Origin of the sequence: Streptomyces sp. NBC_00322, from assembly GCF_036147535.1 — a bacterium.
Taxonomy (GTDB): domain Bacteria; phylum Actinomycetota; class Actinomycetes; order Streptomycetales; family Streptomycetaceae; genus Streptomyces.
This window is the reverse complement of the sequence record NZ_CP108019.1, coordinates 5,805,013-5,829,355: the sequence shown is the minus strand read 5'-3', so window position 1 is coordinate 5,829,355 and position 24,343 is coordinate 5,805,013. Positions and strand designations below refer to the sequence as shown.

Sequence of the window (24,343 nt, the reverse complement as noted above, 5' to 3'; positions counted from 1 at the left end):
CTCATAGAGGCGGGCTGGGGTGACCATCAAGCCTACCTTGGCGCTCATCCGGTCAGATCCGCCCGAAGTTCCGGGGCCGACGCGTGCGCCCACACCCCCGGCAGCTCCGCCTCGCGCTGCGCCGCGGCCGCCTCCTCCTGGCCGTACATCAGTCCCCAGGTGAAGGCGGACTCCCCCGCCGCGTGCGACTGGATCGCGAGATTCCGCAGGGCTTCGCGGGCGACGACGCTGTCCTGGTGATCGCCGAGGACCGTCTGTACGGCCTTCATCCGCTTGGCGAACTTCTTGGCCGCCTTGCCGAGCGCGGGCGTCGCCGCCTCGCCCGCATACCTGGCCCGCTTGGCGGCTTTGCGGGCGTCGTGCATGGCCAGGTCCCTGGCCTCGCCGGCCGGGAGCTCCAGGGCGTGGTCGACCCGGCCGGCCAGCCGGTCGTAGTCCTTGATCACGGCCGCGGGGACCACCCTGGCGGCGGCGCCGCCCGCCGCCTTGAGCAGCGGTGGGTCGGCGAGCAGGGTGTCCAGGGACTCCAGCAGCGCGAGGTAGCGCTTGCTGTCGAGCACGGCGACGGCCTTGCGCCGGGCGCCCGAGCCGTGGGCGACGCTCCACAGCCGCAGCCGCCCGCGCACCGGGCCGAGCAGCAGCGTCCTGGGCAGGGCGTCGATCCTCGACTTCAGCCGCTCGGTGAGCACCTCCTGGTCGCGGGCGACACCGAGCTCGGCCGCGAGCCACTTGAGCTCCTCGCCGATCGGGTCGGTGACGGTCCGGTCGACGACCTTGCCGAACGTCTTGAACGCGCTGCGCATCCTCCGGGTGGCGACCCGCATCTGGTGGACGGCGTCGGGCAGATCGCGGCGTACGGCAGGGTCGTAGGCGAGCAGCGCGGCGGCCTGTTCCCGCAGATAGGCGAGGACTTGGCCGCCGGCGGTCCCCGGGTCGAGCACGGCGGGCGGCGTCGGCTGCTTCGGGGCGCGCTTGCCCCGGGGGGCGGTCTCCGCCAGCGCCCTCGCCAGCTTCGACGGCGAGGCGGCGGGCTTCAGCCCTGCCTTGCGGAACTTCTTGTCGACCGCGTCCAGGAAGGACGGATCACCGCCGTCCGCGAGCTCGACCTCGATCTCGTCCCAGGCGGCCGTGCCGCCGCCCTCGGTGAGGCGTTCCGCACGAACCGCGTCCCGGCTCAGCTCGGCGAGCAGCGTGCCTTCGGAGTCCAGAAGGTGGCGGATGTCCCGGGAGGACCGCAGCCGTACGACGGGCACGAGTTCGGCGTCCCGGGTGCGGACCCGGGACAGGCTCGCCAGGTTGCGCGGGACCGTGTCGGACAGGGGCGCGGCGATCTCGTCCCGTACCCCTGGTGCGACGGGAAGCTTGAGGTGCCAGCCCGCGTCGCTGCCGCCCGTTCTGCGCCGCAGGGTGATCGAGGCGGCGGCGAGCCGCAGGTCGGCGGTGTCGTAGTAGACCGCGTCGAGCTCGACGACGCCCTTGTCGACGACCGCATCGACCCCGGGCACCCGGCCGGGATCCGGCAGCCGGGTCTCGGGAGAGGCTTCGTACTTCCGCTCGATCTCGCGCTTCGTATCCGCCATGAACTGAATCTAGTTGCCAAAAGGACTTCGCGGCAGCCCCATTTGTTCATCTACGCCGTTATCGGCCTCTGAACGCGGATCGACTGCAGCAGACCGATCGCGATCCAGACCGCGAACATCGACGTGCCTCCGTACGACACGAACGGCAGCGGCAGACCCGCCACCGGCATGATGCCGAGCGTCATGCCGATGTTCTCGAACGCCTGGAACGCGAACCAGGCGATGATCCCGGCGGCGACGATCGTGCCGTACAGCTCGGTCGTCTCGCGCGCGATCCGGCAGGCGCGCCACAGCACGATGCCGAGCAGCAGCAGGATCAGACCCGCACCGAGGAAGCCGAGTTCCTCGCCCGCGACGGTGAAGACGAAGTCCGTCTGCTGTTCGGGCACGAACTGGCCGGTGGTCTGCGAGCCCTTGAACAGGCCCGTGCCGGTCAGCCCTCCCGATCCGATCGCGATCCTGGCCTGGTTGGTGTTGTAGCCGACACCGGCCGGGTCCAGCTCCGGGTTGGCGAACGCGGCGAAGCGGTTGATCTGGTACTCGTCGAGCAGTCCGAGGGCCGTGACCAGCACCGCGCCGATGACGCCGGCGCCGATCAGCCCGAGGATCCAGCGGTTGGACGCGCCGGAGGCGAGCAGCACCCCGAGCACGATCACCGCCATCACCATGACCGAGCCGAGGTCCGGCATCAGCATGACGATCGCCATCGGAAGGACCGCGAGGCCCAGCGACTTGGCGACCGTCCGGTGGTCCGGATGCGCCAGGTCGCCCGCGTCCACGCGCGCGGCCAGCATCATCGCCATCCCGAGAATGATCGTGATCTTCACGAACTCCGAGGGCTGGAGGGAGAATCCGCCACCGATCACGATCCAGGCGTGTGCGCCGTTGATGGTCGCGCCGAGCGGCGTGAGCACCAGCAGGACGAGCACCACGGACAGCCCGTACAGCACCGGGACGGCGCCGCGCAGGGTGCGGTGCCCGAGCCAGATCGTGCCGATCATCAGCGCGAAGCCGATACCGGTGTTGAGGGCGTGCCGGAAGAGGAAGTAGTACGGGTCGCCCTGGTTGAGCTGGGTGCGCCCGCGCGTCGCCGACCACACGAGCAGCGAGCCGACGAAGGAGAGCGCGATCGCCGAGAAGAGCAGCGGCCAGTCGAGCCTGCGCACCATGGAGTCACGGGCGCTCAGCTGGGACCACAGGCCGCCGCGCCGGGGCCCGTATCCGGAGACGGAGAAGCCGTTCGTACCGGCCATGCCTCAGTCCCTCCGCGCGGGCGGGCCCGCGAGCTGCTGGGTTTCGTCCGGTTTCTCTTCGACCGGCTGGTACGGCTTGATCTCCGGGGCGTCGATGGAGCCGTCGGGCTGGATCTTCGGGAGCGCCTTCTGCGGCGCGGGCAGCAGGGCCCTCTTCAGGTCCTGGCCGCCCTTCTCGTCGAGTCCGTACATCGCCTCGTAGATCTTGCGCACGGCAGGACCCGAGGCGCCGGAGCCCGTACCACCCTGGGCGATCGTCATGATGATCGTGTAGTCCGGGGTGTACGAGACGAACCAGGAGGTCGTCTGCTTGCCGTAGACCTCCGCCGTACCCGTCTTGGCGTGCATCGGGATCTTGTCCTGCGGCCAGCCGCCGAATCGCCAGGCGGCCGATCCGCGGGTCGTGACTCCCGCGAGGGCTTGGTCTATCTGTTCGCGGGTGTCGGCGTCCATCGGCAGCTTGCCGTGGGACGTCGGCCTGATCTCCTTGACGGACTTGCCGTCCGGGCTGATGACGGCCTTGCCGATGGTGGGGTTGAAGAGGGTGCCGCCGTTGGCGATGGCGGAGTAGATCGTGGCCATCTGGATCGGGGTGACCAGTGTGTCGCCCTGTCCGATGGAGTAGTTGACGGAGTCACCCGCCCGCATCCGGTTGCCTTCGAGGCAGTTCTCGTAGGCGATCTTCTCGACGTAGGAGCCGTTCTTCTTGCCCTGCTTGCACCAGCCGTCCTTGTTGGCCTCCCAGAAGCGCTGCTTCCACTGGCGGTCGGGGACACGGCCGCTGACCTCGTTGGGGAGGTCGATGCCGGTCTCCTTGCCGAGGCCGAACTGGTGGGCGGTCTTGTAGAACCAGTCGTTGGTGTGCTTCTTGGGCTTGGTGCCGCCGTCCTTCTGCCACTCGCGGTGGGCGAGGCCGTAGAAGACGGTGTCGCAGGAGACCTCGAGGGCCCTGCCGAGGCTGATGCTGCCGTAGCCCTTGGACTCGAAGTTCTTGAAGACCTGGCCGCCGACGGAGTACGAGGAGGGGCAGGGGTAGTCGCCGTCGAAGGGGTACCCGGCGTTGACCGCGGCGGTCGAGGAGATCACCTTGAAGATCGAGCCGGGGGCGGCCTGCCCCTGGATCGCGCGGTTCAGCAGCGGGTAGTTGGAGTCCTTGCCGGTGAGCTTGGCGTAGTCCTTGGCGGAGATGCCGCCGACCCAGGAGTTGGGGTCGTAGGTGGGCTGGGAGGCCATCGAGATGATCCGGCCGGTCTTGTTCTCCATCACCACGACGGCACCGGCGTCGGCCTTGTAGTTCTCGTCGGTGTTCTTGTCGAACTCCTGGCGGGCGGTCTTCATCGCCTTGTTGAGCTCGAACTCCGCGACGGCCTGGACGCGCGCGTCGATCGAGGTGACGAGGTTGGCGCCGGGCTGGGCATCGTCCTTGGCGGCCTGGCCGATGACGCGGCCGAGGTTGTCGACCTCGTAGCGGGTGACTCCGGCCTTGCCGCGCAGCTCCTTGTCGTAGGTGCGCTCGATGCCCGAGCGGCCGACCTGGTCGGAGCGCAGGAACGGCGAGTCGGTGTCCTTGGCTTTGGTGATCTCCTCGTCGGTGACCGGCGAGAGGTAGCCGAGCACCTGCGCGGTGTTGGTCTTGCCGGGCGCGGTGTAGCGGCGTACGGCGGTGGGCTCGGCGGTGATGCCGGGGAAATCCTCGGCTCGCTCACGGATCTGCAGGGCCTGCTGGGTGGTGGCCTCGTCGGTGACCGGGATCGGCTGGTAGGGGGAGCCGTTCCAGCAGGGCTGGGGGGTCTTGGCGTCGCAGAGCCTGACCTTGTCCATGACGTCCTTCGGCTTCATGCCGAGGACGGCCGCGAGACGGGTGAGAACGCCCTTGCCGTCGTCCTTCATCTTCATCAGCTCGGTGCGGGAGGCGGAGACCACGAGGCGGGTCTCGTTGTCGGCGAGCGGGATGCCGCGGGCATCGAGGATCGCGCCGCGGACGGCGGGCTGGACGACCTGCTGGACGTGGTTGTTCTTCGCCTCGTCGGTGTACTCCTCGCCGTTGCGGATCTGGAGGTACCAGAGGCGTCCGCCGAGGGTCAGGAGGAGGGAGAAGACAAGGACCTGGATGATCACGAGCCGGATCTGGACCCGGGGGGTCCGCCCGGTCTCCGGAATGTTGCTCACGCTGCTGCCCCCTCGATCACAGTCGCTTGACTCCCTTGATGCGGCCGGCCCGTGCCGCCCGCGTCCTGGCCGCCTTCACCCGCAGTCCGCCGCGCTGGGTGCCGATCCGCAGACCGGTGCCGGAGGAGAGCCAGCGGGAGGCGATGTCGCCGCCGCCGCTGCTCTGGCTCTCGGAGAGCGGATCGTTCTCGGCGCGTCTGGCGAGGGCCATGATCAGCGGCACGGTGAAGGGCGCGAGCAGCAGGTCGTAGACGGCGGCCGTGAACAGCAGGCTGCCCAGGCCCACATGGCGGGCCGCGGTGTCGCCGACGAGGGCGCCGACCCCCGCGTACAGCAGCGTCGAGCCGATGGCGGCCGCGACGACGACGAGCATCGGTCCGGTGGCCGACTTGAGCTGGCCGTTGTCGGGGCGCACCAGGCCCGCGAGGTAGCCGATGACGCAGAGCACGAGTGCGTAGCGTCCCGCGGCGTGGTCGGCGGGCGGAGCGAGGTCGGCGAGCAGGCCCGCGCCGAAGCCGATGAAGGCCCCGGCCATGTGCCCGTAGACGAAGGCGAGTCCGAGGACGACGAGCAGCAGCAGGTCGGGGACGGCGCCGGGGAGCTGGAGGCGGGCGAGGACGGAGACCTGGATGACGAGGGCGACCACGACGAGTGTCGTGGAGAGCAGCATCCGGTTGAAACGCATGACGGATCAGCTCCTACTGCTCGTCGTTCTGGCCGGTCGCGTTCACATCGCCGCCGGGTGACGGGGTGACCGTCACCGTGACCGTCGGTGTGGGCTTCGGGGCCGCCGGCTTGGGCGGCAGGACCGCGTCGCGCGGATCGGACCGGGGTGCCTGGACGACGACGCCGACGATGTCGAGCTTGGTGAAGCCGACGAACGGCCGGACGTAGATGGTGCGGGTGAGGTCGCCGCCGGAGGGGTCGACACGGACGACCTCCCCGACCGGGACACCCGGCACGAACGGCTTGTCGGCCTGCGAGCCGAAGGTGACCAGGCGGTCGCCCTTCTTGACCTTGGCCTTGCCGTTGAGCAGCTGCACGGAGAGCGGACGGTCGCCCTGACCGGTGGCGAAGCCCAGTTCGTCGGTCTTCTCCATACGTGTCCCGACCGTGAAGTCCGGGTCGTTGGCGAGCAGTACGGTCGCGGTGTTCGGGCCGACCGTGGTGACGCGTCCGACGAGTCCGTCGCCGTTCAGGACGGTCATGTCCCGCTGGATGCCGTCGCTGGAGCCGACGTCGATGGTCACCGTCCAGGAGAAGCCCTGGGCCGCTCCTATGGCGATGACCTCGGCGCCCTTGATGCCGTACTGTCCCGCGCCGGCCTTCTTGAGCATCTTGTCGAGCTCGCGCACCCGGCTGCGGTTGCGGTCGTCGCTGCCGAGTCTCTGCTTCAGCGCGGCGTTCTCGTGCTCCAGTTGGGTGATGCGGTCGTGGCGCTGACCGGAGTCCCGCACCGCTCCGATCGCGTTGCCGATCGGGTCGACCGCTGCCGCGACGCCGTTCTCGACCGGTCCGAAGACCGTGGCGGCGGCCTGCCGGGCGCCGTCGACCGGTGACTCCTCGCCCCCGCGGATATCCACCGTGATCAAAGCGAACGCGATGGCGATCAGCAGCACCAGGAGCAGCCGGCTCTCTCGTGTGTCCCTCACAGTGCGGCGGCCGTGCCTTCCTCGTAGGAATGGTGATGTCTGTATATCAACGACCCGCCGCACGGGTTGGCAGCGCACCCGTATGGGGGTCCCCCCACGCCCGCCAGGGCGTGGGGGGAAGATCCGTCGATGCCGCTAGCGGCGGGGCTGGGCGTCCAGCACCTGCTGAAGTGCCTCGAACTCCTCGACGCACTTACCGGATCCAAGGGCAACGGAGTCCAGCGGATCCTCGGCGATATGGATGGGCATTCCGGTCTCGCGGCGCAGCCGCTCGTCCAGGCCGCGCAGCAGGGCGCCACCGCCGGTGAGGACGATGCCGCGGTCCATGACATCGCCGGAGAGCTCCGGCGGGCACTTGTCGAGGGTGGTCTTGACGGCGTCGACGATCGCGTTGACGGGTTCCTCGATCGCCTTGCGGACTTCGGCGGCCGAGATGACGACGGTCTTCGGCAGACCGGAGACGAGGTCCCGGCCGCGGATCTCGGTGTGCTCGTCCTTGTCCATGTCGTAGGCGGAACCGATGGTGATCTTGATGTTCTCGGCGGTCCGTTCGCCGAGCAGGAGCGAGTACTCCTTCTTGATGTGCTGGATGATCGCGTTGTCCAGCTCGTCGCCGGCCACGCGGATGGACTGTGCCGTGACGATTCCGCCGAGTGAGATGACGGCGACTTCGGTGGTCCCGCCACCGATGTCGACGACCATGTTGCCGGTGGCTTCATGGACCGGGAGTCCGGAGCCGATGGCCGCGGCCATGGGCTCCTCGATGATGTGCACCTGCCGGGCGCCCGCCTGCGTCGACGCCTCGATGACCGCGCGGCGCTCGACGCCGGTGATGCCGGAGGGCACACAGACGACGACGCGCGGCCGGGCGAGGTACCGGCGCTTGTGGATCTTCAGGATGAAGTAGCGGAGCATCCGTTCGGTGATCTCGAAGTCGGCGATGACGCCGTCCTTCAGCGGCCGGACGGCAACAATGTTGCCCGGTGTCCGGCCGATCATCTTCTTCGCCTCGGCGCCGACCGCGAGAATGCCGCCCGTGTTGGTGTTGATGGCGACGACGGACGGCTCGTTGAGGACGATCCCCCGGCCCCTGACGTACACCAGCGTGTTGGCGGTCCCGAGGTCGACAGCCATGTCACGGCCGATGAACGACATGTTGTTCCCCATGAGGATGCGTCTGGCCTTCCCAAATCGAGCGTTGATGGCTTTTTAGGATGGCGAGGTGGGTGCTGTGGCGTGGAGGTTTCATCGTAGTGCCGCCTGCACGGACACCGCGCGGTGAGTCCACCTCTATATGTGGTGACGAGGTGTCGGAGCGATGCGTTCCCGCAAAGCGCTCATGTACACCGAAGGGCGACCGAAATTCCTTCGGTCGCCCCAGGTGGAGAGCTCTGTATGGCTGACGGCCAATCAGGAAAGCCCGGGGAAGAAAATCTTGAGTTCTCGAATGGCGGACTCCTCGGAGTCCGAGGCGTGGATGAGATTCTCCCGCACGATAGTGCCGAAGTCCCCACGGATGGAGCCGGGCGCGGCGGCGATCGGGTCGGTCGGCCCCGCTAGGGCGCGCAGGCCCTCGATCACCCGCTCGCCCTCGACGACGAGCACGACGACCGGGCCGGACTGCATGAACTCGACGAGCGGCTCGTAGAACGGCCGGCCGACGTGCTCGGCGTAGTGCAGCTCCAGGATCTCCCGGTCGAGGGTGCGCAGCTCCAGCGCGCTGATGGTCCAGCCGTCCTTGGCCTCGATACGGCCGATGATCTCGCCGATCAGGCCGCGGCGTACGGCGTCGGGCTTGAGCAGGACGAGCGTGCGCTGGCTCACGGTGCGGGCTCCTTCATATGCGGATTGGGGAGTTCAGAGGCTACAGGGCAGGACGGTACGCCGATTACGCAGCGTCAGGCTCTGAGGGGGCCTGCGCGGCCCATCTCGCCTTCGCCTCGTCGATCTTGCGGCCGTAGTGGACCGAGGCCCACCACAGGCCCGCGAAGATCGCGCCGAGGAAGAACATCGTCGGCACCACGAAGCCGCTGGCGATCAGCGCGATCTGCAGTGCCCAGCCGAGCTGCACTCCGCCGGGGCGGCCGATCATCCCGCAGAGCAGGACCGAGATCAGCATCCCGATGCCGCACACGGTCCAGACGGTGGTCATGGAAAGTTCGTCGGACTTCATGGCGACGAGACCGGCGAAGCCGATCACGAAGAACTCGCCGATCAGGGTGGAAGCACAGAGCGTACGCATCGGATGTCAGCCCTTCCCCAGCAGCAGCCGGGCCTCGCCGACCGTGATCACGGAACCGGTCACCAGGACGCCAGCGCCCGCGAATTCGGACTCCTCCTCGGCGAGCGTGATCGCCGCCTCCAGCGCGTCGTCGAGACGCGGCTCGACCACCACCCGCTCGTCGCCGAAGACCTCGACGGCGACCGCCGCCAGCTCGTCGGCGTCCATCGACCGATGGCTCGAGTTCTGGGTGATCACCACCTCGGCGAAGATCGGCTCGAAGGCCTCCAGGAAGCCCCGGACGTCCTTGTCGCCGCTCGCGCCCACCACACCGATGAGGCGGGAGAAGCCGAACGACTCGGTGATCCCGTCGGCGGCCGCGCGGGCGCCCGCCGGGTTGTGCGCGGCGTCCAGCACGACCGTCGGGCTGCGGCGCACGACCTCCAGGCGGCCCGGAGAGGCCACCGAGGCGAACGCCTTGCGGATGGTGTCCATGTCGAGCGTGCGGGCCTGCTCGGAGCCGATGCCGAAGAAGGCCTCGACCGCGGCGAGCGCCACCGCCGCGTTGTGCGCCTGATGAGCCCCGTACAGCGGGAGGAAGATCTCTTCGTACTCCCCGCCGAGTCCGCGCAGCGTCACCAGCTGGCCGCCGACCGCGACTTCGCGGGCGACCACGCCGAACTCCATGCCCTCGCGAGCGACCGTGGCGTCGACCTCGACGGCCTTTTTCAGCATCACCTGCGCGGCGTCCACCGGCTGCTGCGCCAGGATGACCGTCGCACCCGGCTTGATGACACCGGCCTTCTCGACGGCGATCTCGGCGGGCGTCTCGCCGAGGCGGTCGGTGTGGTCCAGATCGATGGGGGTGATGACGGCGACGGACCCGTCGATGACGTTCGTCGCGTCCCAGCTGCCGCCCATGCCGACCTCGACGACGGCCACATCCACGGGCGCGTCGGCGAAGGCGGCGTACGCCATGCCGGTCAGCACCTCGAAGAAGGACAGCCGGAACTCCTGCTGGGAGTCGACCATCTCGATGTACGGCTTGATGTCGTTGTACGTCTCGATGAAGCGCTCGGCGTCGATCGCGGCGCCGTCCAGGCTGATCCGCTCGGTGACCGACTGGACGTGCGGCGAGGTGTACCGGCCGGTGCGCAGATCGAAGGCGCCGAGCAGTGACTCGATCATGCGGGCCGTGGACGTCTTGCCGTTCGTCCCCGTGATGTGGATCGAGGGGTACGCGCGCTGGGGCTCGCCCAGCACGTCCATCAGGGCCGAGATACGGGCGACCGACGGCTCCAGCTTCGTCTCGCCCCAGCGCGTCGCCAGGTCCGCCTCGACCGCGCGCAGCGCCTTGTCCACCTCCGGGTCTGCGGGCCGGGCGGGCACGGGGTCACCCTGGAGCGATCCGGCCTGCGCGCGCAGGGTACGGCTGCCGGCCTCGATCACCGCCAGGTCGGGGTCACGGTCTGTCTCGGCGTCGACGATCTCGTCGAAGGGGTCGGGCTGCTTGCTCACGGGGCCAGTCTACGGAGGAGCAGTGACAGGACGTTCGCCCCGCCCCTTTCGGGTGGTCTGCGTGCCCCGCGAGCAGTAGCGGGGCAGCGGGGCTTGACCGCGCGAGAGGCCCCGGGGTGCTCCCCCGGGGCCTCTCGTACGTCGTGACTACGCCTGCGGCAGCCGGTCCAGCTGGGCCGTGATCCGCGCGATGTCCTCCTCGGCCTTGGCCAGGCGCGTACGGATCTTGTCGACCACGTTGTCCGGGGCCTTGGCGAGGAACGCCTCGTTGCCGAGCTTCCCCAGCGCCTGGGCCTTCTCCTTCTCGGCCGCGGCCAGGTCCTTCGCGAGCCGCTTGCGCTCGGCGCCGACGTCGATCGTGCCGGACAGGTCGAGCGCGACCGTGGCCCCCGCGACCGGGAGGGTCGCCGTGGCACTGAAGCCCTCACCCTCCGGCTGCAGCCGCAGCAGCTGCCGGATGGCGGCCTCGTGCGGCGCCAGCGCGGTGCCGTCCAGGCTGAGCCGGGCCGGAACCTTCTGTCCGGGCTGCAGCCCCTGGTCGGACCGGAACCGGCGGACCTCGGTGACGACGCGCTGGACCAGTTCGATCTCCCGCTCGGCGGCCTTGTCGCGGAAGCCGCTGTCACTCGGCCAGTCGGCGATGACGAGCGACTCCTTGCCGGTGAGCGTGGTCCACAGCGTCTCGGTGACGAACGGGACGATGGGGTGCAGGAGTCGCAGCGTGACGTCGAGGACCTCGCCCAGGACGCGGCCGGAGACGCGCGCCTGCTCGCCGCCCGCGAAGTACGTCGTCTTCGACAGCTCGACGTACCAGTCGAAGACCTCGTCCCACGCGAAGTGGTAGAGGGCGTCGGCGAGCTTCGCGAACTGGTAGTCGTCGTAGTACGCGTCGACCTCGGCGACCACCGCGTTGAGCCGGGAGAGGATCCACCGGTCGGCCGCCGACTGCTGCTCTGCGGGCGGCAGTTCGCCCTCCACCGTCGCGCCGTTCATGAGCGCGAAGCGGGTCGCGTTCCAGATCTTGTTGGCGAAGTTGCGCGACGCCTTGACCCAGTCCTCGCCGATCGGGACGTCCACACCCGGGTTGGCACCGTTGGCCAGCGTGAAGCGGACCGCGTCGGAGCCGTAAGTGTCCATCCAGTCCAGCGGGTTGACCGCGTTGCCGAAGGACTTCGACATCTTCTTGCCGAACTGGTCGCGGACCATGCCGTGCAGGGCGATGGTGTGGAACGGCGGGGTGCCGTCCATCGCGTACAGGCCGAACATCATCATCCGGGCAACCCAGAAGAACAGGATGTCGTAACCGGTGACCAGGACGGAGTTCGGATAGAACTTCTCCAGGCTCTCGGTCTGTTCGGGCCAGCCGAGGGTGGAGAAGGGCCACAGGCCGGAGGAGAACCAGGTGTCCAGGACATCGGTGTCCTGGGTCCAGCCCTCGCCCGTGGGGGTCCCCCCAGCGGTAGCTGGGGGAGGCTGCTCGTCCGGTCCGACGCAGACGATCTCGCCGTTCGGTCCGTACCAGACCGGGATGCGGTGGCCCCACCACAGCTGGCGCGAGATGCACCAGTCGTGGAGGTTGTCGACCCAGTCGAAGTACCGCTTCTCCATCTCCTGCGGGTGGATCTTGACCTTGCCGTCGCGGACCGCGTCACCAGCGGCCTTGGCGAGCGGGCCGACCTTGACCCACCACTGCATGGACAGCCGCGGCTCGATCGTCGTCTTGCAGCGCGAGCAGTGGCCGACGGAGTGGGTGTACGGACGCTTCTCGGCGACGATCCGGCCCTCGGCGCGCAGCGCGCCGACGATCGCGGAACGGGCCTCCAGACGGTCGAGACCCTGGAACGGGCCGTGCACGGTGATGACCGCGTGCTCGTCCATGATCGCGAGATTCGGCAGGCCGTGGCGCTGGCCGATCTCGAAGTCGTTCGGGTCGTGGGCCGGGGTGACCTTGACGGCGCCCGTGCCGAACTCGGGATCGACGTGCTCGTCGGCGACGACCGGAATCCGGCGGCCGGTGAGCGGCAGTTCGATCTCCGTGCCGACGAGGTGGGCGTAGCGCTCGTCGTCGGGGTGGACGGCGACAGCGGTGTCACCGAGCATCGTCTCGGCACGAGTCGTCGCGACGACGATCGACGCGTCGCCTTCGCCGTAGCGGATCGAGACCAGCTCACCCTCGTCGTCCTGGTACTCCACCTCGATGTCGGAGATGGCGGTCAGGCAGCGCGGGCACCAGTTGATGATGCGCTCGGCGCGGTAGATCAGTTCGTCGTCGTAGAGCCTCTTGAAGATCGTCTGGACGGCCTGGGAGAGGCCCTCGTCCATGGTGAAGCGCTCGCGGCTCCAGTCGACACCGTCGCCGAGGCGGCGCATCTGGCCGGAGATCTGCCCGCCGGACTCCGCCTTCCACTGCCAGACCCGCTCGACGAAGGCCTCGCGGCCGAGGTCGTGGCGGGACTTGCCCTCCTTGGCCAGCTCGCGCTCCACGACGTTCTGGGTCGCGATACCGGCGTGGTCCATGCCGGGCTGCCACAGCGTCTCGTATCCCTGCATCCGCTTGCGGCGGGTGAGGGCGTCGATCAGCGTGTGCTCGAAGGCGTGGCCCAGGTGCAGGGAGCCGGTGACGTTGGGCGGCGGGATGACGATGGTGTACGCGGGCTTCTCGCTCTTCGCGTCCGCCTCGAAGTAACCACGCTCAACCCAGCGCTCGTACAGCTTCCCCTCTACTTCGGCCGGCGCGTACTGGGTCGGCAGTTCGGGGTTGCTGGCTGGCTGCTGCTGAGTGTTCTCGGTCACGGACTCAGTTTAGGGGTGTCACAGGGCCGTACTGAAACGGGATTCTTCGGTAACGGTGTGACCCCTGCCGCCCCAAGGCGTTGGCGCTTGGGCCAGGATGTTCGAACCACATAAGTATCTGGAGGGGAACCCAGTAATGAGCTACAACCAGCCGGGCCCGTACGGCGGACAGCCTCAGCAGCCCGGACCGTACGGTCAGCCGGGTCCCTACGGCCAGCAGCCGCAGGCCCCGCAGCCCGGCTACGGCTACCCCCAGCAGGCCCCTCCCGGCGTCCCGCCGCAGCAGCCTCAGCAGCCGGGCCAGTGGGGCCAGCCCCAGCAGCCGGGCCCGTACGGCCAGCAGCCCCAGTACGGCCAGCCCTACGGCGGCGGCCAGGTCCCGCCCCCGCCGGCTGCCCCGAAGAAGAAGACGGGCCTGATCGTGGCGGCCTCGGTCGTGGCGCTCGCGGTGATCGCCGGCGGCGCGTACTTCCTGCTGGGCGGGAGCAGCGGGAACGGGGATGTCTCGGCCGACACGAAGGGCTACAAGATCGTTCCCCCGGCGACGGTCAGCGACTTCAAGAAGGGCCAGCGGGGCGACCAGTCGACGCCCATGTCCGCCGAGCAGAAGAAGAAGGCCGAAGCCCTCAGCGTCAAGAACCCGAAGCAGGTGGTGACTCAGTATCAGGCGGGTGCTGACAAGAGCAATCCACTCGCGGGCAAGTCGCTGAGCTTCCAGGGAGTATGGGGCGAGATCGCGGACCCCGCGAAGGTGCTCGACGCTTCGTTCAAGGACGCTACGAAGAACGACGACAAGAGCGACAAGGTCAACATCGAGCTCGTCGGCAGCCCGCAGGAGTTCAAGCCTGACGGCTTCGAAGGCGCGCTGATGAAGTGCCAGAACCTGAAGCTCTCGAACACGAGCAAGGACTCGTCGGACTCGACGCCCGGGATGCCAAAGGAGATTGTCATTCCGACCTGCATCTGGGCCGACTACAGCACCTACGGTGTCGTGAACGTCGTGGACCTCTCCAAGCCGGCGGGGACGTCGCAGGACGAGGTCGCGAAGCTCGCCGCCGAGCTGTACAAGACGGGCCGCCAGAAGGTCTGATCCAACACGAAGGGGCGCCCGGCCAGTTGACTGGCCGGGCGCCCCTTTTCGCGTACGTGCAAAAAGCTACGCGGACTTCTCGTGCCGCCCGTCGTTCTTCACGATCCTCGGCTCCCGCGGCACCAGCGTCGGGTTCACGTTGTTGTGCACCACGTCCGCCGTGATGACCACCCGCGCGACGTCCTTGCGGGAGGGGACCTCGTACATCACCGACATCAGGACCTCTTCCATGATGGCCCGGAGGCCACGCGCGCCCGTGCCGCGCAGGATCGCCTGGTCTGCGATCGCCTCCAGGGCCGGGAGGTCGAAGTCCAGCTCCACGCCGTCCAGTTCGAACAGGCGCTGGTACTGCTTCACCAGTGCGTTGCGCGGCTCGACCAGGATCTTCAGCAGGGCCTCGCGGTCCAGGTTGTGGACCGAGGTGATGACCGGGAGGCGGCCGATGAACTCCGGGATCATCCCGAACTTCACCAGGTCCTCCGGCATGACCTCCTGGAACTGGTCGCTCGCCTCGATCTCGCGCTTCGAGCGGATCGTCGCGCCGAAGCCGATGCCCTTCGCGCCCGCCCGCGACTCGATGATCTTCTCCAGGCCCGCGAAGGCACCGCCCACGATGAACAGCACGTTCGTCGTGTCGATCTGGATGAACTCCTGGTGCGGGTGCTTCCGTCCGCCCTGGGGCGGGACCGAGGCCGTCGTGCCTTCGAGGATCTTCAGCAGGGCCTGCTGGACGCCTTCGCCCGACACGTCACGGGTGATCGACGGGTTTTCACTCTTACGGGCGACCTTGTCGATCTCGTCGATGTAGATGATCCCGGTCTCGGCCTTCTTGACGTCGTAGTCGGCCGCCTGGATCAGCTTCAGCAGGATGTTCTCGACGTCCTCGCCGACATAGCCGGCCTCCGTCAGCGCCGTCGCGTCGGCGATGGCGAACGGGACGTTGAGCATCCGGGCCAGGGTTTGGGCGAGAAGAGTCTTGCCGGACCCGGTGGGGCCCAGCAGCAGGATGTTCGACTTGGCCAGTTCGATCGCGTCGTCCCGGCCCGTGCCCCCGCCGTTCTCGCCGGCCTGGACGCGCTTGTAGTGGTTGTAGACCGCTACCGAGAGGGCCTTCTTCGCGGGCTCCTGCCCGACGACGTACCCCTCGAGGAACTCGTAGATCTCGCGCGGCTTGGGCAGTTCCTCCCACCGCACCTCGGAGGTCTCGGCGAGCTCCTCCTCGATGATCTCGTTGCAGAGGTCGATGCACTCGTCGCAGATGTACACACCCGGGCCTGCGATGAGCTTCTTCACCTGCTTCTGGCTCTTTCCGCAGAACGAGCACTTGAGCAGGTCGCCGCCATCACCGATGCGTGCCACGAGGTGCTTCCCCTTCGCCTGGGAGCAGCTTGGTTCAGCCGACTCCTGGTGCCTCATATCCGACGGTACCTTGCCGGGCCCCCCGTTCGGGCCCCCCTTGGCGCGGTTCACATGCTTGTGCTCCGCGCCAAGGGCACCGGACCGGTCAGGCGGCCGCTGCGGCCGTGCTCTTACGGGTCGAGACGATCTGGTCGACGAGGCCGTACGCAAGCGCGTCCTCGGCGGTCAGGATCTTGTCGCGCTCGATGTCGTCACGGATCTTCTCGATCGGCGTGGTGGAGTGCTTGGCCAGCATCTCCTCCAGCTGCGTACGCATCCGCAGGATTTCGTTGGCCGCGATCTCCAGGTCGGAGAGCTGCTCACGGCCGGTCTGCGAGGACGGCTGGTGGATCAGGATGCGGGCGTTGGGCAGGGCCATCCGCTTGCCGGGGGTACCGGCGGCGAGCAGCACGGCCGCGGCGGAGGCCGCCTGGCCCATGCAGACCGTCTGGATGTCCGGCTTCACGAACTGCATCGTGTCGTAGATGGCTGTGAGGGCCGTGAACGAGCCGCCGGGGCTGTTGATGTAGATGGAGATGTCGCGGTCCGGGTCCATCGACTCCAGGCACAGCAGCTGCGCCATGACGTCGTTGGCGGAGGCGTCGTCGATCTGCACGCCGAGGAAGATGACGCGCTCCTCGAAGAGCTTCGCGTACGGGTCGTACTCGCGCACACCCTGGGAGGTGCGCTCGACGAAGCGCGGGACGACGTAGCGGTTGTCCACCTGCGGGCCGGTGTAGAGGCCGCTCGCGGAGAAGTTACTCATGTGGGTGTTCACCATCCTGGTGGCGTTCTACGGGCGGGGGCTGGGGGCAGGGCGGCTCAGGCGCCGGTGCCGCCGCCGCCCGGAACGCCCGATGCGGCGGAGATGATCTCGTCGATGAGGCCGTACTCCTTGGCCTCTTCCGCGGTGTACCAGCGGTCGCGGTCACCGTCGCGGATGATCGTCTCGACGGTCTGGCCGGAGTGGAGGGCGGTGATCTCCGCCATGCGCTTCTTCGTGCGAAGCAGATACTCGGCCTGGATCTTGATGTCCGAGGCGGTGCCGCCGATGCCGGCCGATCCCTGGTGCATCAGAATGTCGGTGTTCGGGAGCGCGAAGCGCTTGCCCGCGGAGCCGCCGGTGAGCAGGAACTGGCCCATCGAGGCCGCCATACCCATACCGATCGTGACCACGTCGTTCGGGATGTACTGCATGGTGTCGTAGATCGCCATGCCGGCCGTCACCGAGCCGCCGGGGCTGTTGATGTAGAGGTAGATGTCCTTGTCCGGCTCGGCGGCCAGGAGCAGCATCTGCGCCGTGATCTTGTTGGCGATCTCGTCGTCGACCTGCTGGCCGAGGAAGATGATGCGCTCGCCGAGCAGCCGGTTGTAGACATGGTCGCCGAGGCCGCCACCGATGGACGGCTCACCCGCGGCGTAAGGCTTCAGATTCGTCACGTATCCACCTGCTCGTCTCTGACGGCTGCGGCCGTCTCAGCATCTTTCGTACTGGGGGCGGGGACTGACCTGCCCTCGTATTCATGGACCCTAACGCGCTGGTCGGCGGGCGCCATCCCGGTTCCCCAACTGTTCGCTCGGAGCGCAAGGTGGACGGGGGCGCGCGGCAGTACGAGTCGGGCCCCGGCGCGGTTGCGTCCGGGGCCCGAAATCAGTGGTTCAGCGCGAGGCTCAGGCCTCGGTCTTCTCCGTGGTCTCCTCGGCCTCGTCACCCTCGACGACGGCCTCGACCGTCTCCGCGGCGACCTCGGTCTCGTCCTCGTCCTCGAGGTCGACGACCTCACCGTTGGTGTCGGTGACCTTGGCGGCCTCGACGACCACGGCGAGCGCCTTGCCGCGGGCGACCTCGCCCACGAGCATCGGCACCTGGCCGCCCTCGACGACCGCCTGGGCGAACTGGTCGGGGCTCATGCCGGAGGAGGCCGCACGCCGCATGAGGTGCTCGGTGAGCTCCTCCTGGTTGACGTTCAGCTTCTCCTTGTTGACCAGCTCGTCGAGGATGAACTGGGTCTTGATGCCCTTGATCGCCTGCTCGGACGTCTCGGCGTCGAACTCTTCCTCGGTCTTGCCCTGGATCTCCAGGTACTTGGCGAGGTCGATGCCCATCTGGCCGAGCTGGTGGTGCTCCAGGTTGTGCTTGCGGGTCTTGACCTCGTCCTCGAGAAGCTTCTCGGGGATCGGCACCTCGGCCAGCTTCAGCAGCTCGTCGAGGACGCGCTCCTGGGCCTGGGTGGCCTGGTCGTACTGCTTCATGTTCTCCAGGCGCTTGCGGCTGTCCGCCTTCAGCTCCTCGAGGGTGTCGAACTCGCTCGCCATCTGCGCGAAGTCGTCGTCGAGCTCGGGGAGCTCGCGGGCGGCGACGGCGGTGACCTTGACGGTGACCTCCGCGTCCTTGCCCTCGGCGGAGCCGCCCTTCAGCTGCGAGGAGAAGGTGGCCTCGCCGTCGGCCTCCAGGCCGGTGACGGCCTCGTCGATGCCGTCGAGGAGCTCGCCGGAGCCGATGGTGTACTGCACGCCGGCCGCGACGCCGTCCTCCAGGACCTCGCCGTCGACCTTGGCCTCGAGGTCGATCGTCACGACGTCGCCCTCGGCGGCGGCGCGCTCGACCGGGTTGGTGGAGGCGAAGCGCTCGCGCAGCTGCTCCACGGACTTCTCGACGTCCTCGTCGGTGACCTCGACGGCGTCGACGGTGACCTCGATGCCGGAGTAGTCCGGGATCTCGATGGCCGGGCGGATGTCGACCTCGGCGGTGAAGGCCAGCAGCTCGCCGTCCTTCAGCTCGGTGATGTCGACCTCGGGCTGGCCGAGCGGGTTGACCGAGGCCTCGTTGACGGCCTCGGTGTAGAACTTCGGGAGGGCGTCGTTGACGGCCTCCTCCAGCACCGCACCACGGCCGAACCGCTGGTCGATCACTCGGGCCGGGATCTTGCCCTTGCGGAAGCCCTTGACCGTGACCTGCTGGTTGATCTTCTTGTACGCCGCGTCGAGGCTGTCCTTGAGCTCCTCGAAGGGCACCTCGACAGTGAGCCGAACCCGGGTCGGGTTCAGGGTCTCCACGGCGCTCTTCACGGTTCGGTCTCCTTGGTGGCTGATTCTGGGGTTCTGCTGCGTCCGCCGCACTGGAGGCGGCTCAGCGGATTCGGCCCGGTCTCTCCGTCAGACTCGCCGGCTTTTCGTCGGACTCGTCGGACACACGGGCACGCAGCTTGCATAGTAGCCGCAAGCAGGATGAGCCCCACAATGTGATCTTGAAGAACGATCGTGATGATGGTCGGGGTGGCCGGATTCGAACCGACGACCTTCCGCTCCCAAAGCGGACGCGCTACCAAGCTGCGCCACACCCCGTCGGTGCGACACGTAGGGTACATGCCCGCAGGCCATGCGGCTGCCGCATTCTTCGGGAGGCGGCGCACGGTGGAATGGGGTGTGCGGCAGCGGCCCCGGACCCGCTACGATGCTCTTCGTACCGCGGCCCTCGTGACCTGCGGTGCGATGCGTGCGGGCGTAGCTCAATGGTAGAGCACTAGTCTTCCAAACTAGCTACGCGGGTTCGATTCCCGTCGCCCGCTCTTCATGTCTCAGGCCCGGCCCGGTGGTTGATCACCAGGACCGGGCCTGAGTCGTTCTCGGCGCAGGGCCGACGGACCGCCGGGCGGTGCCAGGTCGGACGCTATTCGGATCGCCGATTCAGAAGCTGATCTGATTGATGGTGTCGGCTATCGAGTCGAGGAATTTGTTGATCGACGGCGCCATGCCCGTCGAGGCGAGGAAGAAGCCGAACAGCACCGCGACGATGGCGGGTCCGGCCTTGATAGAGCCGCCGCGGATCAGCACCACGAGGATGATCGCCAACAGCAGCACCACAGACAGTGAAATGGCCACAACTGATCACACCCTCGGTCGGTCCGCCTTGCCGGCCCGGGAGCGTGCGGCCCAGCACACCCCCGCCATTGACCATCGTGCCACCAACAGCCCCATACATGCTCCCTGCTGACGAATCATCGCCGACGGGATCACGCCATCCGCGCGCACGCGTGCGCCTGTACGCGTGCGGAGACTGGTCCGGCCGGGTGAAATACCACAAGGAATTCGGCCTGATCGTTTCCATGCCCTCACGCGTCGGTCACGCGAAATTCGAAGGCGTCCGGTGAGGAAATTCACGCACGCACAAGAGCGTGCCGCTATGCACCATTTAAGGGGGATTAATTGGGGCATAGCGGGCGGTTGGTGGCCGTTTCAGATTCGAATGGGAGACATGCACAGAGGGTTTTACGAAATCGAATCGGCGAGGCTAGGGTGCCTCAGATGTTCCACGCTCCGAATGGATTCAGCAGGGCCCCGCTCCCCCAGGCCCGGGAGTCGGAGCCCGTCCCTACAACACAGGAGTCGGCCGCACCGGCAGTTGCCGCCGCGGCCGAGAAGGCACCGGCGAAGTCCACCAGTCGAGACGCCTACTTCGACAACGCGAAGTATCTGGCCATCGTGCTCGTCGCGATCGCGCACGCATGGGAGCCGGTGATGGACGGCAGCCGTGCCTCCCGGGCGCTCTACCTGCTCGTCTATACCTTCCACATGCCGGCCTTCATCCTCATCTCCGGCTATTTCTCCCGGAGTTACACCGGCAGGCCCGACCAGCTCAGACGGCTGCTGACCGGGATCGCCGTGCCGTACGTCGTCTTCGAGGTCGTGTACTCCCTGTTCAGGCGGTGGGCGCAGCACGCCCCCGAGCAGCCGATCAGCCTGCTCGACCCCTTCTATCTGACCTGGTTCCTGGCGGCCCTGTTCATCTGGCGGCTGACCGCCCCGCTGTGGCGGCTGATCCGGTGGCCGGTGCCGGTCGCGCTCGCCCTGGCCTCGCTCGCCGCGCTGACGCCGAACATCGGCGCGGATCTCAATCTCCAGCGCGTACTGCAGTTTCTGCCGTTCTTCGTGCTGGGTCTGTCACTCAAGCCCGAGCACTTCCAGCTGGTGCGGCGCCGGGAGGTGCGGCTGCTCGCGCTGCCGCTCTTCGCGGGCGCGGGCGCGTTCGCGTACTGGGCCTCTCCCCGGATGAACTTCAGCTGGCTCTACCGCTCCAGCAGCGCCCAGGAACTGGGTGAGCCGTGGTGGGTGGGTGTCGTGATGACACTTGCGTTCTTCGGCTGCGCGGCGCTGCTCACGGCCGGGTTCCTGGCCTGGGTGCCGGGCCGCAGGACCTGGTTCACGGTGCTCGGCGCCGGGACGATCTGCGGTTATCTGGGGCACGGCCTGCTGATCAAGGCCGCGGACTACGGACATGTCTTCGAGACATACGCGTGGCTGAGCGACCCGAGCGGCGAGATCGTGCTGACGCTGGTCGCGGCGGCGGCCGTGACGCTGCTGTGCACGCCGCCGGCGCGCAGGGCACTGCGGTTCGTGACCGAGCCGGAGATGACGTGGGCGTTCCGGCGGGACGCGGCGGAACTGGGGCCGCGGCGCTGAGCCGCGAGATGGTGCCGGGCGGGACCGGGCACGTGGGTCCGTACCTGGGTCCGGTCGGCCCGTACGGTCGTCAGGCCAGGTCACCGTCCGGCAGACCCAGCAGGCCGCGTACCTTCGCGTACTTCGCCGTGAGCCGCGTCCGCGTCGCCTCGTCGAGGACCGCGAGCCGCGCCGGATCGGCGTTGTGCGCGAGGTCGGCCTCCTTGACGAGGCGCGCGCCCGGCGTGGCCAGAATGCGCCTCGTGTAATCCTCCAGATCCTCGCCCTTGCGCTTGGTGAGGGCGAGGACCATGTCCTTGACCGTCTGCGGCAGCGCGGCCTCGTCCAGCCACTCCCGGGACAGCGCGTCGTCCTCGACGGCGTCGTGCAGCCATCCCGCGGCGATCTGCTCCTCGCTCCCGCCGCGGCCCCGCACCCCTTCCGCGACGGCGGCGAGATGCTCGGCGTACGGGCGTCCCGCCTTGTCCGTCTGGGCGGCGTGGGCCTCGCGGGCGACGGCCTCGATCTCGGTGAGCGTGAGATACGGCATGGGACGACTGTACGGGCGCACGGCCGCGCCCTGCCGGGCAGTTGGGCCCCGGGGGCCGCGCGTCAGGGGCGGAAGCCCGGTCCGGCGCTGCGCACACCCAGGTCGAGCAGCGCGCGGTCACTCCCGCGGCCGGCGATCACCGCAAGACCCACCGGCAGTCCGTCCACCGACATCCGCGGAAGCACGAGGCACGGCAGGCCCGCGCCGCTCGCCAGGCAGGTGAGGCGGAACGTCCCCTGCCGGGTGGCTGCCTTGCGCGCGCTGTCCTCGTCGGGCAGCGGGGCCGGTCCGCTCGCCGCGGGCAGGAGCAGTACCGCGTCGTCCGGCAGAGCCGCGAGCAGCTCGCGGGCGCTTTGGTGGACTACCTCCTCCGCGGCGACCCGCTCCTCGGGAGTGACCGCGGCGGCGCGGGCGAACCGGGCCTCGACTCCGGGCCCGAGCGTCCCGGGATGGGCGCTCACCCAGGCCCCGTCGCACTCCCACACCTCCGCCGCCTGAGCCGTCGCGAAGGCCACCGCCCGCTCGGCCGGATCGCCTCCCAGGGACGGGACTTCCTCCGTCTTCAGGCCGAGCCGCTCGGCCAGTCCCGCCGCTGCCGGGCCGAAGGCCTCACGCACTCCCGCGTCGGCGAGCGCGACGAGGTCCCTCGCCACCAGGGCGGTACGGAAAGGGCGTTGGCCCACGGCGCCCCCTGATGGCAGCAGTACGTCGCCCAGCCGTGCCAGCGTGCGCGCGTCCCTCGCGAGCCAGGCGACCGTGTCGAACGAGGGGGCCAGCGGCAGCATTCCGGTGGCGGGGACAGCGCCGTGGGTGGGCCGCAGCCCGTGGAGCCCGCAGTACGAGGCGGGCACCCGGATCGATCCGGCGGTGTCGCTGCCGAGCCCGGCGTCGGCCTGGCCGAGGGCGACCGCGGCGGCCGGTCCGCCGGAGGAGCCGCCGGGGACGCGGCCGGGTGCCGCCGGGTTGGGCGGGGTGCCGTAGTGCGCGTTCGTCCCGTTGAGGCTGTAGGCGAACTCGTCGGTCTGCGCGATGCCGGTCACGTCGGCTCCAGCCGCCAACAGGGTGCCCACGGCCCACGAGTGCGCTCTCTGGGGTTCGGCCTCGGCGAGCCAGGCCGGATTGCCGGCGCCGAGCCGGTGGCCGGCGACGGCGTGCACGTCCTTGACCGCCAGCCGTACGCCGTGCAGCGGGCCGCTGCCGGACCCGGCGACCAGCGGGTTGCCCCGCTCGCGCCAGACCGCGGTGTCTGTCGTCGCCATCAGGTCTCCTCGGGACGCCGTCGTGGGCGTTCGAGCATCTCAGGCCCCCGTCCGGCGATTAAGGACGAAACACCCGCCGGGGGCACTAGGCCGTGTCTGACAAATAGCGCCGTCCGCCCGCAGGGCGGGGTGCGCGGCGTCCGGTGCGTGCAATCGCAAGGCGGAGGACCATCCTCGTACTGGACGTACTTGGATGACTCCGACAACGCAGCGAGTGTGCGTGCCGGGCGTCGCGCGCCAGGCGAGATTTGTCAGACACGGCCTAGGCCTCGCGGCAGAGCAGCAGCAGCGCCCGGTCGTCGTTGACGTCCTTCGCGACGGCCTCGATCAGATGCCAGGCCGCGCCCTCGAACCCCGAGGCGACATAGCGGTCGGCCTCACCGGTGAGGCGGTCTATGCCCTCGCTGATGTCACGGCCCGACGCCTCCACCAGGCCGTCGGTGAAGAGCATCAGTACGTCGCCGGCGCGCAGGGAGCCCTTGACCGGGTCGAACTGTGCCCCGTCGTACACCCCCAGGAGCGGGCCTTCGGCGCCCTTCTCCTCCCAGCGGCCGCTGCCCGCGTGCAGCTGGAGCGCGGGCAGATGGCCCGCCGAGAACAGTTCGTAGTCTCCGGAGTCCAGGTCCAGGACGAGATGGATGGAGGTCGCGAAGCCCTCGTCCCAGTCCTGGCGGAGCAGATAGCCGTTGGCCGCGGGCAGGAAACCGTGCGGCGGCAGCGAGCCGAGCAGCCCCCCGAACGCGCCGGACAGCAGCAGCGCCCGCGAGGCCGCGTCCATGCCCTTGCCCGAGACGTCGGTGAGGATGACTTCCAGGGTGCGGCCGCCGTTCGTACGGGCCGCGACCACGAAGTCGCCGGAGAAGGACTGACCGCCGGCCGGGCGGAGCGACATCTCGCGGTGCCAGCCCTTGGGGAGCCGGGGCAGGGCGCTCTGCACCCGGATGCGTTCGCGCAGGTCGAAGAGCATCGTCCCGCCGCGCCGCCAGGGCACTCCGACCCGGGCTCTGAACTGGGCTATCAGCAGTCCGAACAAGCCGCAGGCCGCGACGGCGAGAACCGTTCCCGGGGTGACGCGCGCCGGGCCCTCGGCGTACGGGCCGAGCACGACCGACTCGACGATCAGCGCCGCCGCTGCCGCCGCGTACAGACCCAGCAGGCTCGCCGGACGCAGCAGCAGACCGCCCGCCACGATCGGCAGGACGAGGGCAGCCGGGGAGACCCAGACGGGCATCACGACCGTGCCCCAGGTGAAGGCCGGGATCGTCAGCAGCAGCCCGACGAGCGCGATCCAGTCGGAGCCGTCGCCGCGGAAGTAGTCGACCCCGGATTTGCGCAGCGCGATTCGTCCCCGGTGCACGGCTTTCCGCAACCGGGCCGTGAACGAGTCTGCTGCAGAGCCGCGGGCCATTGCCGTGGACCCT

Annotated in this window: 20 protein-coding genes and 2 tRNA genes; 3 read left to right on the top strand and 19 right to left on the bottom strand. The window is 68.8% G+C overall.

Features of this window, described 5'->3' with window-relative positions:
- Positions 1–44 precede the first annotated feature (44 nt).
- From OG905_RS26665 to OG905_RS26620, 10 genes are all read right to left on the bottom strand, one after another.
- Positions 45–1,580 (bottom strand): CYTH and CHAD domain-containing protein, encoded by a 1,536-nt coding sequence (locus OG905_RS26665; RefSeq protein WP_328677839.1) that lies wholly within the window; start codon positions 1,578–1,580, stop codon positions 45–47.
- Positions 1,581–1,630: 50 nt separating this feature from the next.
- Positions 1,631–2,833, bottom strand: coding sequence for a rod shape-determining protein RodA (gene rodA / locus OG905_RS26660; RefSeq protein WP_328677838.1), 1,203 nt, complete (start codon positions 2,831–2,833; stop codon positions 1,631–1,633).
- 3 nt (positions 2,834–2,836) lie between these two features.
- Complete coding sequence (gene mrdA, locus OG905_RS26655) at positions 2,837–5,002, bottom strand: penicillin-binding protein 2 (RefSeq protein ID WP_328677837.1); 2,166 nt, start codon at positions 5,000–5,002, stop codon at positions 2,837–2,839.
- 16 nt (positions 5,003–5,018) lie between these two features.
- Positions 5,019–5,687 carry a rod shape-determining protein MreD gene (gene mreD, locus OG905_RS26650; protein WP_328677836.1) on the bottom strand — a complete coding sequence of 223 codons (669 nt, stop codon included), beginning with the start codon at positions 5,685–5,687 and terminating at the stop codon, positions 5,019–5,021.
- A 13-nt stretch (positions 5,688–5,700) separates the two neighbouring features.
- The gene (mreC, locus tag OG905_RS26645) at positions 5,701–6,654 is read right to left on the bottom strand and encodes a rod shape-determining protein MreC (RefSeq protein ID WP_266476390.1); all 954 of its coding nucleotides are present in this window, start codon (positions 6,652–6,654) and stop codon (positions 5,701–5,703) included.
- A gap of 135 nt (positions 6,655–6,789) precedes the next feature.
- A complete protein-coding gene (locus OG905_RS26640) occupies positions 6,790–7,809 on the bottom strand; it encodes a rod shape-determining protein (RefSeq protein WP_142218247.1) in 1,020 nt (339 codons plus the stop codon).
- 255 nt (positions 7,810–8,064) lie between these two features.
- Positions 8,065–8,478, bottom strand: a complete 414-nt coding sequence (ndk, locus tag OG905_RS26635; protein ID WP_266476387.1) for a nucleoside-diphosphate kinase — start codon at positions 8,476–8,478, stop codon at positions 8,065–8,067.
- 64 nt (positions 8,479–8,542) lie between these two features.
- Complete coding sequence (locus OG905_RS26630; RefSeq protein WP_328677835.1) at positions 8,543–8,896, bottom strand: DUF4233 domain-containing protein; 354 nt, start codon at positions 8,894–8,896, stop codon at positions 8,543–8,545.
- Positions 8,897–8,902: 6 nt separating this feature from the next.
- Positions 8,903–10,393 carry a bifunctional tetrahydrofolate synthase/dihydrofolate synthase gene (gene folC, locus OG905_RS26625; protein ID WP_328677834.1) on the bottom strand — a complete coding sequence of 497 codons (1,491 nt, stop codon included), beginning with the start codon at positions 10,391–10,393 and terminating at the stop codon, positions 8,903–8,905.
- Between the two features lie 147 nt (positions 10,394–10,540).
- The gene (locus OG905_RS26620; RefSeq protein WP_328677833.1) at positions 10,541–13,186 is read right to left on the bottom strand and encodes a valine--tRNA ligase; all 2,646 of its coding nucleotides are present in this window, start codon (positions 13,184–13,186) and stop codon (positions 10,541–10,543) included.
- Between the two features lie 136 nt (positions 13,187–13,322).
- Here OG905_RS26620 and OG905_RS26615 point away from each other — a divergent pair, with 136 nt between their 5' ends.
- Positions 13,323–14,276 (top strand): hypothetical protein, encoded by a 954-nt coding sequence (locus OG905_RS26615; protein WP_328677832.1) that lies wholly within the window; start codon positions 13,323–13,325, stop codon positions 14,274–14,276.
- A gap of 66 nt (positions 14,277–14,342) precedes the next feature.
- Here OG905_RS26615 and clpX read toward each other — a convergent pair whose 3' ends face one another.
- From clpX to OG905_RS26590, 5 genes are all read right to left on the bottom strand, one after another.
- Complete coding sequence (gene clpX, locus OG905_RS26610) at positions 14,343–15,635, bottom strand: ATP-dependent Clp protease ATP-binding subunit ClpX (protein ID WP_328677831.1); 1,293 nt, start codon at positions 15,633–15,635, stop codon at positions 14,343–14,345.
- Between the two features lie 145 nt (positions 15,636–15,780).
- Positions 15,781–16,455 (bottom strand): ATP-dependent Clp protease proteolytic subunit, encoded by a 675-nt coding sequence (locus OG905_RS26605; protein ID WP_313904719.1) that lies wholly within the window; start codon positions 16,453–16,455, stop codon positions 15,781–15,783.
- Positions 16,456–16,496: 41 nt separating this feature from the next.
- Positions 16,497–17,114, bottom strand: a complete 618-nt coding sequence (locus OG905_RS26600; protein WP_328677830.1) for an ATP-dependent Clp protease proteolytic subunit — start codon at positions 17,112–17,114, stop codon at positions 16,497–16,499.
- Positions 17,115–17,345: 231 nt separating this feature from the next.
- Entirely contained in the window at positions 17,346–18,743 is a 1,398-nt protein-coding gene (tig, locus tag OG905_RS26595; RefSeq protein ID WP_328677829.1) for a trigger factor, read from the bottom strand.
- Positions 18,744–18,942: 199 nt separating this feature from the next.
- Positions 18,943–19,019 (bottom strand) — tRNA-Pro (locus tag OG905_RS26590).
- 153 nt (positions 19,020–19,172) lie between these two features.
- On the opposite strand from OG905_RS26590, the gene OG905_RS26585 reads away from it, so the two are divergent.
- Positions 19,173–19,243, top strand: a tRNA-Gly gene (locus OG905_RS26585).
- Positions 19,244–19,361: 118 nt separating this feature from the next.
- Here the strand turns inward: OG905_RS26585 and OG905_RS26580 are convergent.
- Complete coding sequence (locus OG905_RS26580) at positions 19,362–19,556, bottom strand: hypothetical protein (RefSeq protein WP_266476365.1); 195 nt, start codon at positions 19,554–19,556, stop codon at positions 19,362–19,364.
- Positions 19,557–19,979: 423 nt separating this feature from the next.
- Between OG905_RS26580 and OG905_RS26575 the strand changes: the two genes are divergently transcribed.
- On the top strand, positions 19,980–21,134 hold the full coding sequence (locus OG905_RS26575) for an acyltransferase family protein (protein ID WP_328677828.1): 1,155 nt from the start codon (positions 19,980–19,982) through the stop codon (positions 21,132–21,134).
- A gap of 70 nt (positions 21,135–21,204) precedes the next feature.
- On the opposite strand, the gene OG905_RS26570 is transcribed toward OG905_RS26575, so the two are convergent.
- From OG905_RS26570 to OG905_RS26560, 3 genes are all read right to left on the bottom strand, one after another.
- A complete protein-coding gene (locus tag OG905_RS26570) occupies positions 21,205–21,663 on the bottom strand; it encodes an HD domain-containing protein (protein WP_328677827.1) in 459 nt (152 codons plus the stop codon).
- Between the two features lie 62 nt (positions 21,664–21,725).
- Entirely contained in the window at positions 21,726–22,922 is a 1,197-nt protein-coding gene (locus OG905_RS26565; RefSeq protein WP_328677826.1) for an amidase, read from the bottom strand.
- A gap of 262 nt (positions 22,923–23,184) precedes the next feature.
- Positions 23,185–24,330 carry a PP2C family protein-serine/threonine phosphatase gene (locus OG905_RS26560; RefSeq protein ID WP_328677825.1) on the bottom strand — a complete coding sequence of 382 codons (1,146 nt, stop codon included), beginning with the start codon at positions 24,328–24,330 and terminating at the stop codon, positions 23,185–23,187.
- Positions 24,331–24,343: the final 13 nt, after the last annotated feature.

Excerpts from the sequence above, each read along its gene's own strand:
- OG905_RS26665 (WP_328677839.1), bottom strand. The coding sequence starts at position 1,580 with ATGGCGGATACGAAGCGCGAGATCGAGCGGAAGTACGAAGCCTCTCCC.
- rodA (WP_328677838.1), bottom strand. The coding sequence starts at position 2,833 with ATGGCCGGTACGAACGGCTTCTCCGTCTCCGGATACGGGCCCCGGCGC.
- mreD (WP_328677836.1), bottom strand. The coding sequence starts at position 5,687 with ATGCGTTTCAACCGGATGCTGCTCTCCACGACACTCGTCGTGGTCGCC.
- OG905_RS26640 (WP_142218247.1), bottom strand. The coding sequence starts at position 7,809 with ATGTCGTTCATCGGCCGTGACATGGCTGTCGACCTCGGGACCGCCAAC.
- OG905_RS26630 (WP_328677835.1), bottom strand. The coding sequence starts at position 8,896 with ATGCGTACGCTCTGTGCTTCCACCCTGATCGGCGAGTTCTTCGTGATC.
- OG905_RS26615 (WP_328677832.1), top strand. The coding sequence starts at position 13,323 with ATGAGCTACAACCAGCCGGGCCCGTACGGCGGACAGCCTCAGCAGCCC.
- OG905_RS26605 (WP_313904719.1), bottom strand. The coding sequence starts at position 16,455 with ATGGTGAACACCCACATGAGTAACTTCTCCGCGAGCGGCCTCTACACC.
- OG905_RS26575 (WP_328677828.1), top strand. The coding sequence starts at position 19,980 with ATGTTCCACGCTCCGAATGGATTCAGCAGGGCCCCGCTCCCCCAGGCC.
- OG905_RS26570 (WP_328677827.1), bottom strand. The coding sequence starts at position 21,663 with ATGCCGTATCTCACGCTCACCGAGATCGAGGCCGTCGCCCGCGAGGCC.
- OG905_RS26565 (WP_328677826.1), bottom strand. The coding sequence starts at position 22,922 with ATGGCGACGACAGACACCGCGGTCTGGCGCGAGCGGGGCAACCCGCTG.
- OG905_RS26560 (WP_328677825.1), bottom strand. The coding sequence starts at position 24,330 with ATGGCCCGCGGCTCTGCAGCAGACTCGTTCACGGCCCGGTTGCGGAAA.